Consider the following 14,204-nt stretch of genomic DNA (forward strand, 5'->3'; position numbering starts at 1 on the left):
AACGCTTTTCATAATAAAAAATTATCTTCAGACGTATGTTTCTAATACAATATCAACATTTGTCCGCTTCCTGAAGCCGAAAAACCCTCGCTTGAAGTGGCAGTGATCCGATAAACATAAATTCCCTTTGGCAAATAAATACCGCGTGAGGCAGGATTCCAGGTAACCGGATTACTCGACAATCCATCGGATAGAACCGATTTATCCATTCGGTCGGCCAGACGTCCCTGCAAATCGTAAATGGAAATGGTAACATCAAATAGTTCACCATATTGGTTATGTTCAAAAACAAAATGCGTTTCGTCCGTAACCGGGTTCGGATAATTATAGACACGGCTTATCTTTAACCCCGTATTTACGTTGAATACCACCTCTTTCTCCGAAGAATTATTCAATACATCCCAAGCCTTTATCTTCAGGGTATGAATACCGTCGGACAAATTATTAAACTGGTAATTTACGGTTCCGCTGTTATAAGAATTCAGATCGGCCTGAAACAAGTCGTTGAATACAATTAAGTTTTGCTCATTGCCATCAAGCGTCGCGGTCAAATCATGCCCAATACCCGTTCCGGAAGTGTTAACGCCGGTTTCATCAGCCAGGGAAAGCAATAGCAGCGGGTTTTTCCCGGTTTCATCGCCCGAACGGAACTTTTCATTATCCAAATAAATCTGAATATCTGGTCCGGTTACATCGTTTGTTGAGCCGGAAGAGGCTCCGCCAATATCAAATTGATTATAATAGCCCTGCCCATCAACCTTTCCATCCGTTGCATAATAGCGTATCGTCCCTTTATCCACACGGTAATTAATGTCCTTTGGCACAACAAACGAAAAGGAAAATACACCATTTGTAACCGACACTTTCCCTTTGTACAGTACATTATTCTGAACAACATAATCGAAAGGTGCCTGCCCGGCATTTCCCAGCGTCTGCTCTGTCGTTTGCTTATCATAAACTATCGGATAAAGATCGCCGTTAAAGTTTGTCAATTTGTCTGCTTTGATGTCCTGCACCTGTCCGCTTACCTTAATAACATCCAACGCATGAATCGTATCGCGCAATGTATCAGCCTGCTGTCCATTAATTTTCAACGTAGCCACATGATATTGCGGATAGGTAAGGCGCAATGCCGGATCGCCCAGTAAAGCAAATTTTCGCGAATTAATAGTCCCGCCATTATCAATCTTCGATAACCGGATAACATCGCCCATTCTCAGGTTTTCTCCATTCTGGTCCTGCTCAAATACATGGTTGAAAAAACTTTTATTAATCTGGTAATTGGCAGAAGAATAAACCAACCGGGTTGTCGAGAAAAGCGCTACCCCACCACCATTGGGATTAAAGAGAACGTGTTCACCAGCCGATTGTTTATTGGTATAATCCCACCGGCTGAATTCGCAGGTAGCTGTAACGAACACCGGAAGTTTATCATAATTGGTCCAGGCGTCAATATCGGGCTTCATCAACACTTTTTCATGAGCCAGGCCCTCCTCATTCGCATGACCGGTATAATTCATGATCAAAACCCCCCGCTTGATACGGTCGTTAATGGCAGTAGTCACTTCCGGGTATCGCTCGTCGGGCGTTGTTTCCTGCGGATAGGCATCAAAATAAATCTTATCGGTGTAAAATGACGGGTAATTCGAGTTCACCTGATCAGCCAACCGTTCGGCATCACGCATATGCAAATTCCCATCTTCGTCATCGGCAATAAAGCACAACACATTTCGCCATTCCCCCAAACTAGCTCCCGAAGCATAATGGATAATCTTTTCAACGGCTGATGCTGCTTCAGCCTGTGATAAACAAGGAATTCTTCCTACCCCAACATCTACAGCTCCATTGTACTCTCCCTCACCATCATCGAGCAGCCCAAAATAATCGTCCGACACAAAAGACAATGACGGATTTACCGAATTCTCAGACTGCCAGGTCGGGATATAATCCGGATTTTCATCTGGCACGTCATGAATATTATCGTAGGTCCCTTTTCCGAAAAGCAATACATACTTCAACGAATTACCCGAATTTTTACGGTAACACATTCGAATAAAATTCCGGATAGCTGTTACATCTTTTATGCCCATTGAGAATTCATTGTAAATCTTTTCTACCGGAACAACCGAAACATTCAACCCGTCTTTTTGCCGGTGAAAGTTGGCTAACTCATTAGCTTGCGCCAGAAAAATTTCAGGAGTGATGATGAGCATTTGTCCTGCATCAATGCCATGTAAATCCTGGTTGGCAATATCTTCAACAAACTCAACGCCCGGATAATTGGCAGAAGGATTAAACGCAATAAATTCATGCAAGCTATCAACTGAAGCGAGAAAATTTAATTTACTTCCGTCCAATGTTGTCTGCATCGCCCTGGGACTCAAAGGCGAGGTTACATCCCAAATCCTTGTTTGGGAATTGGCACCGGAAAGACTGAATCGGGCTGTCCGTCCTGGCTTCACCGAACGACTGTCCCGAAATATGAGTTCATTTCCCGAAAGAATCAAACTTGCCCGGGCCTGCATTCGGATATAATCCAGCCAGGTTTGATCGGTTCCTCCCGCATTTGACTGCAGCACGACATTCAGTTGAGTCCCCGCACCGGAATATGCAAATTGTTTCTCTTGCAGATCAGCGTAGTCGGCACTTTCGTATGTTTGATACGCACTAAATTGAAAATCGGAGAGTATTGTTCCATTAGTCTTGACAGATAGTGAGGAGCCGCTCTTGGTCCTCGCCGCAGCCTCCATTTGAAATGAAACAGGCTCCGAAACAACCCGGTTGGGCACAGAGAAAGCAACACTCTGAGAAGCACTACCGGTTAAAGCCGGACCAAACCACTGCCGCCCCGATTCAATCAGGTTATTCTCTTCCTTTTCCGAAAAATCATGATAATCATATTGTGTAACAATGGCATCAGCTGTTGATCCCGCAATCGCTTCAGTTGGTACTTGAGGGGCTATACTGGAATTTTCCGTTAGGTAAAAGAAGGAATAATCAGGGGCAAACGAGTTCAGCTGATGCTGATACATCCCCGTTGTCTCATCGTACGTCCATTTCACGGTTCCGGGTGCATAAAAGAATAAACAATCGTCTCCCGAGGCATTTTTCCCGGTATAAAAAGGAATCGGAACCAGATCATCCGGAGAGTCCGGCCTGTTCACCCGATCTAACATATATTCCAGGTTTCCGTATATCCGCAAGTTCGCCGGTGTCTGAAACCCCATATCAGTCAAATCGGCATAGGTAATGCAATGCATCCCTTGTCCGGTTACTTTCACCTTTTTCCATGTACCGGAAGCCAATACGGAATGAGTGGCCACTCTACCAACCAAACTGGCTGTCTTCAAGGTCGGAAGGACAGAGTATCTTACATGAAAACGGGAAACATACCGAACGTTTCCTGATTCCCTGACGAAAGGAGACAATCGTAATTGAAGAAATTTCGTCCCTGCTGCAATCACTACTTTACCGGTAAAAGTCAATGTATCGGGGAAGGCATATTCTTCTACCGCTCCCGTATCCGGAAGAGAATTCCACTGGTCAACCACCAGCCCCGCATCAACGTTTACCGAATTAACCGGTATCATTGCCGACCAAAAAGGGATGTCGGGTTGAACATCATCGAATTTAGCACCGGTAAAAACAGGAAGTGCTGAATTATCAGCCTTGTGCCACGTCAATGACACCGTAAGCTGCTCGCCGTAAAGATTACCGCCGAATAGAAAGATTGATATGAAAAAGAATAATTTATACATTGTGGACGAGCAAATACTGATGGTATTATTCCGCTCTCTGAATTCCAAACTGACTGAAAAACAGAAAATCATTGACAATATCAACGTTTTTTTGGAAAATCAAATATTTCGAACAAGACAAATGAACGCAATTTTCTTTAATCGCAATATTTTACAATTATATTTGTCCCGATACCGTGCGGCATTTAAAAAAGTTATTCCCGACAGACAATAAGTAAGGCGGGTTTTCAGTTATATTTGTGTTCACCAAGGAAAATCATTAACGATTATACACATCATGAGATTGAAATTAATTCCGTTATTGGCGATTAGTCTTTTATTACTTGGCTCCTGCACTCTTTTTAAAGGAAAAGATCCCGGAGTTTCTTCTACCACAGGCTGGGCGTATAACGATCCGGATAACGGTGGGTTTGAATACCAGGCGGGATACCATCAGGCAACAGGTCCGGGATTGGTCTTCATAAAAGGAGGAACCTTCACGATGGGCCGCGTTGAGCAGGATGTTACGTATGATTGGAATAACACACCAAGACGAATAACCGTTGCTTCGTTTTACATGGATGAAACGGAAGTGAGAAATATTGACTGGCGCGAATACTTACATTGGATAAAAAGGGTATATCCCGATGACAAAAATAAATATAACGAAGCACTTCCCGATTCATTGGTTTGGAGAAACGAGCTGGCTTATAACGAACCCTATTTGGAAAACTATTTCCGTCATCCGGCTTACAGTAACTACCCGGTAGTAGGTGTCAGCTGGGTACAGGCAACACAATATTGTAAATGGCGTACCGACCGTGTTAATGAACGAATTCTCATTAACGAAGGGGTCCTTACGGATGACTTGTCTCAGAAGGGACAAAATATTTTCACGACTGAATCATATCTGAACGGTTTGTATCAGGGAGTAGAAGGAGACAATCCGATGAAGGATTATTCAAAGGATGGAGCGACGCGTCGTGTAAAACAATCAGATGGTCTGCTTTTACCGAACTATCGTCTTCCTACCGAAGCGGAGTGGGAATATGCAGCACTTGGCCTTATTGGGAATACCGACAAAGAGCTGTTAACCGATCGTCGCATCTATCCGTGGAACGGTACTCAAATTAGGAACACGCAGAAAAAATACCGTGGAGAAATGATGGCCAACAGTGTTCGTGGAAGGGGTGATATGATGGGCATGGCTGGTGCACTAAACGATGCATATGACATTACAGCCCCGGTAACATCATTCTGGCCCAATGACTATGGCCTCTACTGTATGGCGGGCAATGTCAACGAATGGGTACAGGACGTATATCGCCCGGCAGCGACACAGGATGAAGCTGAATTTCAGCCCTTCCGTGGAAACGTTTATACAAAATACAAGCGAGATGCCGATGGCAACCTGATGCGTGACGACTACGGTCGGCTCATTGTTGATACGGTTGCCGATGCCAGAAACTTCCGGGACGGCGATTACCAATCAAGAATTGACGATTCGGAAGATTGGAACTCCGAAGCCAATAAGGCCGACAGTACTTCAAAAAATATGTATGAAGCTAATGCCGGGCAATTTGCACCACGCATTACCGACAAAGTAAGAGTATACAAAGGAGGAAGCTGGAAAGACCGCCCGTATTGGTTAAGTCCCGGAGCACGTCGATATATAGATCAGAATAAATCGACAGATGATATTGGTTTCCGCTGTGCCATGACCCACGTAGGTAGTCCTGGTAATGGAGATTAATCCCAAAAAATATTACCGATTGAAAACCTCGGCATTTGCCTGAGGTTTTTTATTTTTAAGCCATGACCACAGAAGGATTATATCAGCTGTTTACCTCGTATCCGAACATTTCTACAGATAGTCGGAACATAAAAAAGGGATGCCTTTTTTTCGCGCTGAAAGGAGCCAACTTCAACGGGAACCAATATGCTGCCAGCTCTGTCGAACAGGGCGCTGCTTATGCCATCGTGGATGAAAAAGAATATGTCACCGATTCGCGCACCATTTACGTGGAAAATGTTCTGGAAAGCCTTCAGCAATTGGCACGCTTTCACCGCCAGCAGCTGAATCTGCCGATACTTGCCATTACCGGGACCAACGGCAAGACCACAACAAAAGAGCTAACAGCTGCTGTTCTGGCGAAGAAATTCAAAATCGTTTTTACACAGGGTAACCTGAACAACCACATCGGGGTACCGCTAACCCTGCTGTCGATGACGGCTGAAACAGAAATAGGGATTGTGGAAATGGGAGCCAATCATCCGGGTGAAATTGCTGCCCTTTGCGAAATTGCTCTTCCCAATTTCGGCTTGATAACCAATGTGGGCAAAGCACACCTCGAAGGATTTGGTTCTTTCGAAGGGATAAAAAAAACCAAAGCAGAATTGTATCGTTTTATCGAACGAACAGGAGGAAAGATATTCATCAACCAGGCCAACGCCCACCTGAAGAAAATGGCCGGAGAAACGTCAAACATTCCTTATACAACTGACAAAAACGAACCCGGCTTTCAGGGCGAATTAATCGAGTCCAATCCGTTTATGGTTTGCAAAATGAAATTCCCGAAAGGATGGCTTTACATCAAAACCAAACTCATTGGTGGCTATAACCTGGAAAATGCACTGGCCGCTGCAACTGTCGGAAACTTCTTCGCAATCGATCCGTTAAAAATAAAAGAAGCTTTGGAAAACTATGTCCCGGCCAACAACCGTTCGCAATTCATCGAAAGCAACAGCAACAAACTGCAACTCGATGCATACAATGCCAATCCGTCAAGTATACAAGTCGCACTGGATACTTTTCAGCATATCAATAATATGCCCAAAGGAGTCATATTGGGCGACATGCTGGAACTAGGAACAACTTCGGCCGAAGAGCACCAAAAAGTAGTTGACTGCTTGGCTTCACTCAAACCAGATTTTGTTCTGCTGGTTGGACCTGAATTCGCAAAATGCCGGATGCCGGATTCTTTCCAATCGTTTCGAACGACGGAGGAAGCCAAAACCTATTTGGAGAACACAAAACCTTCTGGATATTATCTGCTCATAAAAGGATCGCGCGGAATGAAACTGGAATCGCTGGTGGAAAAATTATAAACGGGCTGAATCAAATTCAACCCGTTTATAAATCGTAGTGGAAATATCAGGAATACTAATTTTCAACTTTCAGCACATCCGAAATGGCTTGTTTGAAAGTATCCTTGGGCAAAGCGCCCATCGCTATCTGCGGTTGTTCGTTTACCGGAATAAAAAGTAACGATGGGATACTCTGAATGCCAAACATTCCGGCCAGTTCCTGCTCCGCCTCGGTGTCGATTTTATAAATCACCAGTTTATTGCCATACTCATCCTGAAGTTCTTCCAGTATGGGCGCAACAATTTTACAGGGCTGGCACCAATCGGCGTAAAAGTCTATAATACAAGGGGTATCTCCTTCGAATTTCCATTCTTTATTCTCTTCAAAGTTGAATACTTTTTCTTTGAATGTTTCTTTCGTTAAATGTTCAAGCATAGATTACAATTTTTATGACAAGTTCTTAAAAAAGTCAACAAATGAATATCTGTCATTGTTCCCTTCCGGAACAAAGAACGACAAGTTCGGTGAAAACTTCTATTTTTGTCAACAATTTGAGAATTTGCAATTAACCATAAATATCTCCATATGCCTAATCGGCAGAACTTTAAATCAAAATTAACGCACAAAGTATTTGGCACCATCGCCGAGATATCGGACGAGCAAAACCTGGAAACCTATGTAATTGGAGGTTTTGTAAGGGACTTGCTGCTTGAACGGAAACGGGAAAACTACGATATCGATATTGTCACAGTAGGTAGTGGCATTTCGCTGGCGCGGGATGTGGCGAGCGCCATTAATCCCAAACTCAACGTTTCGGTATTCAAAAATTTTGGAACCGCCATGTTTAAATTCGACAACATCGATTTTGAGTTTGTTGGTGCCCGTAAAGAATCATACCGGAGCAATAGCCGTAAGCCTATTGTGGAAGATGGTACCCTGGAAGATGACCAAAAACGGCGCGATTTCACCATTAATGCATTAGCGCTTTCGCTGAATAAAGATCGGTTTGGAGAACTGCTTGATCCATTCGGCGGCCTGGATGATCTTGCCAACAAAATCATCCGTACCCCCCTGGAGCCGGGAATAACCTTTTCGGACGATCCACTTCGCATGATGCGGGCCATTCGTTTTGCCACCCAGTTGGGATTCATCATCGAGGATAAAACCTTCGAAGCAATTACGGAACAAGCCGAACGGATTAAGATCGTATCGATGGAACGCATTGTAGATGAACTAAATAAGATTATTTTATCTCCTAAACCATCGGTAGGTTTCAAGTTGCTGGATAAAACCGGATTACTGTCCATCGTTTTCCCGGAATTTGTTAAACTGAAAGGACGCGAAATAAAGCAAGGCATCAGCCATAAAGATAACTTCTATCACACACTTGAGGTTCTCGACCGTATTTGCCCCAATACCGACAATTTATGGTTACGCTGGTCGGCCATTCTGCACGACATTGCCAAACCTGCAACCAAGCGCTTTGTCGAAGGACAGGGCTGGACTTTTCATGCGCACAACTTCATCGGTTCGAAAATGATTCCGGTCCTGTTTAAGAGGCTAAAGCTTCCGCTGAATGAGAAAATGAAATTTGTACAAAAGATGGTTCTGCTGCATATGCGTCCCATTGTCTTGTCGGAGGAAGAAGTCTCCGATTCAGCTGTCAGACGATTGCTTTTCGATGCCGGAGATGATATTGAAGATCTGATGACATTGTGTGAAGCCGATATTACGTCGAAAAATGCCGACAAAGTAAAACAGTATATGCATAATTTCCGGATTGTCCGACAAAAGTTGCAGGACCTGGAAGAACGTGATGCCATTCGGAATTTTCAGCCACCCGTTTCCGGAGAGGTTATCATGGAGACATTTGGCCTTAATCCTAGCCGGAAAGTTGGTTTGCTGAAGGCTGCCATCAAAGAAGCTATTCTGGATGGGCTTATTCACAACAATTACGAAGAGGCTTACAACTATATGATTAAAAAGGCAAAAGAGATGGGATTATCGCCATTGAAATAAGCTACTCATAATGTAATACGGTCACTATCGGGAGGTGGTCGCTAAAACCTCCGTGATAAGCTGGCCCCAGATAAGTACGGTTCGGTTTACTGCCCAGGTATTTTTCGTCTGCTTCCAGCAAAAAGGCTTCGTGGCAAATATGGGTACGGGAAAGATCCAGCTTTAGCTGTGTACCATTAAGCAATGAAGGAGAGCAAATAAACTGATCGAAAACTGACCATTGCCCCTGATTCCTCAAGGTTCCGGTGGATCCCTTTTTCCAATTACTGGTGAGGTTAATCAACGAATCCGTTCCGTTAATGTTCGTAAACTGAGCAGCACGCAAAACATCCCGCAAGCAACCTTCATTCATCGTCGCATTAAAATCGCCCATCAGTAAAATGCGCGCGTCTGGTTCACTTTTAAAAATGGTATCAATTCGTTGCCGTAAAATACGGGCTGCAAAATTACGCTTCTTCTTTGTAGCCATATAGCCCCCATAGCGAGATGGCCAGTGGTTGACAAAGAAATGGACCTTATCTCCGCTTAAACTACCGGAGAAATAAAGGATATCGCGCGATTCGAACTGCCTCTTCCCTTCTTTCACCACGCGTAAAAAATCGACGTCAACCGGCTCAACCCGATCTTTTCGGTAAAGCAATGTCACATCAATGCCACGCCGATCCGGCGAATCCTTATGAATAATGCCATAAGGGACACGACTCAATGGGGTGCTGTCTATTAAGCATTTGATTACCCATCGGTTTTCGATTTCCGCCAGGCCAATCACATCGGGAAATTCGCCCTTCCCGGCTGCAATCAGTACTTTATAAATGTGTTGTAGTTTGGCATCCAACCGATGATAAGTCCAGTGATTTTTTCCGTCAGGGGTGAAATCATCATCTTTCGTTTCCGGATCATTCTTGATATCAAACAGGTTTTCCACATTGTAGAACACAATGCAAAAATCATTTTTCGAAGCAGATTGCAGCTCAGAAGGGAGAAGATTAACCATCAGTAAAATAGCCAGTACCGGAAATGACATATGCTGTTATTTCGAATCTGCGTTTTTGTCCGGATCCTTTTCAATCCGTTCATAAGCTCCCAAATCCGGTCCGGCATCATCCAAACGACTTTCCCCCAGAAAATCATTCGGGAACATTTTGGCATAGCTCAATTTACCAATGTCTTTTACAGTGGAAAGTGTATCGAGCTGGAAGTTCCCTTTATACGGATCGATGAAACGAGGATCGGCATTTCGAAGAATTCCCAGGTAATGGGAGTTATTATCGATATCAATTGTATCGCTAAGTTGCAACAGGCAATTGTCGAAAAGATAATTGCCCTCACCTTTCTTATCCATGCGCACCAGTAACTCACCAGACCGGTTCCCTGTTACAATGCAGTTTCCAAATGTGGCCTGCGTCATATTCCCGACATAACGCGTATCGGTTTTACTGTCGATCAGGTAATTGGAGACGATCAATGTTTCCGTATTTCGGATGCCCGTAGAAAGGGCATTATAGTAATTGGCAAACGTGGAATGATAAAACTGATAATCCCCCCCCAACAACAAGGCTGTATTGTAATACCGTACGTTGGATATCACACAGTTACTTGCCAGTATTTTCGATTTCATGGCCCAAATACCAGCCCAGCTCATATTTTCGATTCGGGTATCGGCAAGCTCGACTGATGCATACCCCTCGTGTTCAATCGTTCCCACCTGCAATCCGATATTGGCATTTTTGATAACAGCATGTTCGAGCCGGTTATTATGGCTCCCAGAGAAAAGAATGATGCCATTCCACTGGTCAGGTAAATCACTGTAAATCGACTCCAGCCGATCCCCCTGAAAAACGACCGGCTCATCATTGGTCCCCTGAACATCAAGCGTACCTTTCACATAAAATCCGGCTCCATCATGAAAATAAATGATGGTTCCCGGTTCAATCGTTAAAGCAGCCCCGGAATCGACATAGGCATAATTATAAACCAGGTAAGGCTTCTCATTGGTCCAGGTAGTTGTCTCAATCACCTTCGAGTTAATTCGCTTAAAATCCTGCCCCCATGCAATCAGGTTAACATCCTGCATAATGCCATTTACCCTGAAGACAATGGAGTCTTCAGCAACCATGGGAATATTCCCCCCGTTTTCACCAAGGGTGACTTCAACGAAAACAAAGATGCTGTCGTTCGGAGGGACCTCCACATCGTAAACATCGTTAGCTACTTCTCCATTTACATTCAAACGAAATCCACTTTTGTTTCCACCAGCGAGCTTAATCGAAGAAATTACGAGGGTACTGTTGGTTGGATTTACGACACGAACATTACGGGTGGGCGAGCCAATGGCGGTAAAAATAGTATCGAAGGCAACTGTATCGGTTGAGAAATGTAGAAGGGCATCGTTAGATGAATTGATATTTTCCTTTTCACAGGAAGCGAAAAGGTACACCAACACCATAACAACCAGTATTTTACAAAATCCCCTCATCGGTTTATATAAGCACACTCAATAACATCATCATGGCCAGGAAAATAGCAACCTTTCCCTGTTCAAATATAATAATAATAATCAAACTTCTTTAACATTTTTTAACTTTCGAAATATTTTTTTTTGCGAAAAAGAAAAAGACCGAGAAACATCAATCCTCCATTTAAAATAAGAATCTCAAAGCCAAATCGATAGCCAAACAATAGTTGTTCCGACCACGTATCGATGGCCCAACTGATAAGTGGGGAAGTAACAGCCAGAATTGGAACAGCACGGTCGTTCACTTCGTACTTTGTAAACATCCCAAAAGCAAACAAACCGAGCAAGGGGCCGTAGGTATATCCTGCTACTTTAAAAAGTGCCACCACCACACTTTCATCATTAATGATCCGAAAAAGTATAATCACGAAGAACAGGATCACCGAAAAACCAATGTGTACCATTTTTCGCTGCTTCTCTTTTTTATCATCCGTCCGCTTCTGAAACCTCAGAAAATCAACACAAAACGCTGTGGTTAACGAAGCCAAAGCCGAATCAGCACTCGAATAGGCTGCCGCAGTAATTCCTAACAGGAACACAATACCGACAGAAAGGCTCATCTTATTCAGCGCCAGCAAAGGATACAAATCATCAGTCCTTTCCGGGAGAGGCATTTCCATTTGCGCAGCAAACATGTAAAGCAAAACACCCAACCCAAGAAACAGCATAACTGCCAATACAAAGCTGGCACTGAACCAGAGCATATTCTTCTGTGCTTCCCGGGCATTCCGGCAAGTCAGGTTTTTCTGCATCATATCCTGATCAAGGCCAACCATAACGACCGTGACAAACATCCCCGCAAAAAACTGCTTGAAGAAGTTATTGCCTGATTTCCATCCCCAATGAAATATCTTGGAACCGGCATGAGCAGTTATGTGCCGGAAAGCTTCTCCCACCGACCATCCAAAATGATTCAGGATATAATTAATCGTCAGAACGACAGCAAGAATCAGGAAAGTGGTCTGCAAAGTATCGGTCCATACAATCGTTTTGATCCCTCCCCGGTAAGTATACACCCAAATTAGTAAAATACTGATCATTACCGTAACCCAAAAAGGAATACCAAACGCGTCGAAAAAAGCAAGTTGCAATACGCCAGCTACCAGGTAGAGACGAAACGCCGCTCCAATGGTACGGGAGAGAAGGAAAAAGAACGAACCGGTTTTATACGCTGCCGGCCCAAATCGTTCTTCAAGGTAACCATAAATCGAAACCAGGTTCATCTTGTAGTACATGGGTAAGAGTACTCCGGCCACAATCCAGTATCCTACTAAATTTCCCAGTACAAACTGAAAATAGGAAAAAGCCGAACTCCCGACTTCTCCCGGAACGGAAATGAACGTAACGCCCGAGAGCGTAGCCCCAATCATACCAAAAGCTACCACAAACCAGGGCGATTTCCGGTCGGCCGTGAAAAAAGTATCAGAGTCCGCCCCTTTCGCTGTCAAGCGCGAAATAAGTATCAGCAAAAGAAAGTAACCGCCAATGACGGCCAGCACAATAAATGGATTCATGATTTAGTTTTGGACGTTATCGGGATAAAGAAGATATTTTTTACGAATCTGTCGATAAGCATCGAGTTCCGGTTTCCACGATGCGCGAATCTCCTGTTCAGTCTTTCCCTCCCTGATTTGCTTAATCACAGCATCAGTTCCCATCAACAAATTAAACCAGCGCCCGCGGGTCAGAAAATTTTTCTCGTTAGGAAAGCGATGATACCAATCCAGAAAATATTTCAGCGTAAAACGCGGCGTATTTTTCAGTTCCCTGAAATCCATCCCATAACATTTCTCACCCAAATGAAGTGGCGACCTGGCCATCCCTTCGATACTTTCTGGAGTAAACGAAAAGGAACCAAATCTGGGATCAGGATACCCTACTACCTGGAAGGGAAAATAAGTTCCCCTCCCGACACTCACACTGGTAGATTCGAAAAAACAGAGTGACGGATACAAACGAATCGACAAATCGTTCGGTAAATTGGGAGAAGGTTTCACGGGCAAAGAATATCGATCCTGATGAGCGTAGTTTTTAACCGGAATTACTGTTAAATCAACTTTTTCATGATTTGTCAGCCATCCTTCGCCATTAATCATCCGTGCCAGTTCTCCAACCGTACAACCATGCACCACCGGAATGGGCTCCATCCCCACAAATGAGCGAAATTCGGGTTTAAAAACCGGTCCGGCTACGTAATCGCCGTTGGGATTGGGGCGATCGAAAATCATCATTTTCACGCCGTTTTCGGCGCAAGCCTCCATCACATAATGCATGGTACTGATGTACGTGTAAAAACGACAACCTACATCCTGAATGTCAAACACGACCCAATCGATTCCCGTTAGCTGTTCCGGACTTGGCTTTTTGGTTTTTCCGTAAATCGAAATGACCGGCAACCCGGTCCGTTTATCAAACGTATTTTCCAATTTTTCACCCGCGTCAGCCTGCCCCCTGAAACCGTGTTCAGGAGCAAAAATCTCTTTCACATTAATGTGCCTTTCGAGCAGAAAGTCTACCAGATGCTGACCGTTTACCCTGGAGGTTTGATTTACCACCAATGCCACATTTTTACCATCCAGCAACGGCAGGTATTTCCCAGGTTGTTCGGCGCCGACTATGATGTGTTTTTCATTCGCATTTCCACAAGAAGAAAAGAGGAAAACCGAAAGTAAGAGCAGGATATGATTTTTCATGGGCTTAGTTTTTATAAACGATTCAGAAAATTGTTAGGATTAATCAATTAAGACTTTAAATTTGTAATACATATTATATCCGACTAAAATACAAATTTGTGATGAACCTCGAAGTAAAAATAACTATTCCTGGTACGAGATAAGCTAGTACA

9 protein-coding genes are annotated in these 14,204 nt (G+C 43.8%); 3 read left to right on the forward strand and 6 right to left on the reverse strand.

Annotated features, from left to right (window positions below):
* Positions 1-41 precede the first annotated feature (41 nt).
* Positions 42-3,830: a type IX secretion system sortase PorU gene (gene porU / locus GJU82_RS11605; RefSeq protein ID WP_153632284.1), complete on the reverse strand. Its 3,789-nt coding sequence runs from the start codon at positions 3,828-3,830 to the stop codon at positions 42-44.
* 205 nt (positions 3,831-4,035) lie between these two features.
* Between porU and GJU82_RS11610 the strand changes: the two genes are divergently transcribed.
* Both GJU82_RS11610 and murF read left to right on the forward strand, forming a co-directional pair.
* Positions 4,036-5,490: an SUMF1/EgtB/PvdO family nonheme iron enzyme gene (locus GJU82_RS11610; RefSeq protein WP_194831041.1), complete on the forward strand. Its 1,455-nt coding sequence runs from the start codon at positions 4,036-4,038 to the stop codon at positions 5,488-5,490.
* A gap of 62 nt (positions 5,491-5,552) precedes the next feature.
* Entirely contained in the window at positions 5,553-6,845 is a 1,293-nt protein-coding gene (gene murF, locus GJU82_RS11615) for a UDP-N-acetylmuramoyl-tripeptide--D-alanyl-D-alanine ligase (RefSeq protein ID WP_153632285.1), read from the forward strand.
* A 55-nt stretch (positions 6,846-6,900) separates the two neighbouring features.
* Here the strand turns inward: murF and trxA are convergent, their stop codons facing one another.
* Positions 6,901-7,260, reverse strand: a complete 360-nt coding sequence (gene trxA / locus GJU82_RS11620) for a thioredoxin (protein ID WP_153632286.1) — start codon at positions 7,258-7,260, stop codon at positions 6,901-6,903.
* 150 nt (positions 7,261-7,410) lie between these two features.
* Between trxA and GJU82_RS11625 the strand changes: the two genes are divergently transcribed.
* Positions 7,411-8,844, forward strand: coding sequence for a CCA tRNA nucleotidyltransferase (locus tag GJU82_RS11625; protein ID WP_153632287.1), 1,434 nt, complete (start codon positions 7,411-7,413; stop codon positions 8,842-8,844).
* Between the two features lies 1 nt (position 8,845).
* Here the strand turns inward: GJU82_RS11625 and GJU82_RS11630 are convergent, their stop codons facing one another.
* The 4 genes from GJU82_RS11630 to GJU82_RS11645 form a co-directional block, all read right to left on the reverse strand.
* Positions 8,846-9,868: an endonuclease/exonuclease/phosphatase family protein gene (locus tag GJU82_RS11630; protein ID WP_153632288.1), complete on the reverse strand. Its 1,023-nt coding sequence runs from the start codon at positions 9,866-9,868 to the stop codon at positions 8,846-8,848.
* A gap of 6 nt (positions 9,869-9,874) precedes the next feature.
* Positions 9,875-11,320 carry a hypothetical protein gene (locus GJU82_RS11635; protein WP_153632289.1) on the reverse strand — a complete coding sequence of 482 codons (1,446 nt, stop codon included), beginning with the start codon at positions 11,318-11,320 and terminating at the stop codon, positions 9,875-9,877.
* A gap of 101 nt (positions 11,321-11,421) precedes the next feature.
* Positions 11,422-12,873, reverse strand: coding sequence for a sodium:solute symporter (locus GJU82_RS11640; protein ID WP_153632290.1), 1,452 nt, complete (start codon positions 12,871-12,873; stop codon positions 11,422-11,424).
* 3 nt (positions 12,874-12,876) lie between these two features.
* Complete coding sequence (locus tag GJU82_RS11645; RefSeq protein ID WP_153632291.1) at positions 12,877-14,052, reverse strand: exo-beta-N-acetylmuramidase NamZ domain-containing protein; 1,176 nt, start codon at positions 14,050-14,052, stop codon at positions 12,877-12,879.
* Positions 14,053-14,204: the final 152 nt, after the last annotated feature.

The sequence above is a fragment of the Prolixibacter sp. SD074 genome (assembly GCF_009617895.1).
GTDB lineage: Bacteria > Bacteroidota > Bacteroidia > Bacteroidales > Prolixibacteraceae > Prolixibacter.

Excerpts from the sequence above, each read along its gene's own strand:
- porU (WP_153632284.1), bottom strand. The coding sequence starts at position 3,830 with ATGATTTTCTGTTTTTCAGTCAGTTTGGAATTCAGAGAGCGGAATAAT.
- GJU82_RS11610 (WP_194831041.1), top strand. The coding sequence starts at position 4,036 with ATGAGATTGAAATTAATTCCGTTATTGGCGATTAGTCTTTTATTACTT.
- murF (WP_153632285.1), top strand. The coding sequence starts at position 5,553 with ATGACCACAGAAGGATTATATCAGCTGTTTACCTCGTATCCGAACATT.
- trxA (WP_153632286.1), bottom strand. The coding sequence starts at position 7,260 with ATGCTTGAACATTTAACGAAAGAAACATTCAAAGAAAAAGTATTCAAC.
- GJU82_RS11625 (WP_153632287.1), top strand. The coding sequence starts at position 7,411 with ATGCCTAATCGGCAGAACTTTAAATCAAAATTAACGCACAAAGTATTT.
- GJU82_RS11630 (WP_153632288.1), bottom strand. The coding sequence starts at position 9,868 with ATGTCATTTCCGGTACTGGCTATTTTACTGATGGTTAATCTTCTCCCT.
- GJU82_RS11635 (WP_153632289.1), bottom strand. The coding sequence starts at position 11,320 with ATGAGGGGATTTTGTAAAATACTGGTTGTTATGGTGTTGGTGTACCTT.
- GJU82_RS11640 (WP_153632290.1), bottom strand. The coding sequence starts at position 12,873 with ATGAATCCATTTATTGTGCTGGCCGTCATTGGCGGTTACTTTCTTTTG.
- GJU82_RS11645 (WP_153632291.1), bottom strand. The coding sequence starts at position 14,052 with ATGAAAAATCATATCCTGCTCTTACTTTCGGTTTTCCTCTTTTCTTCT.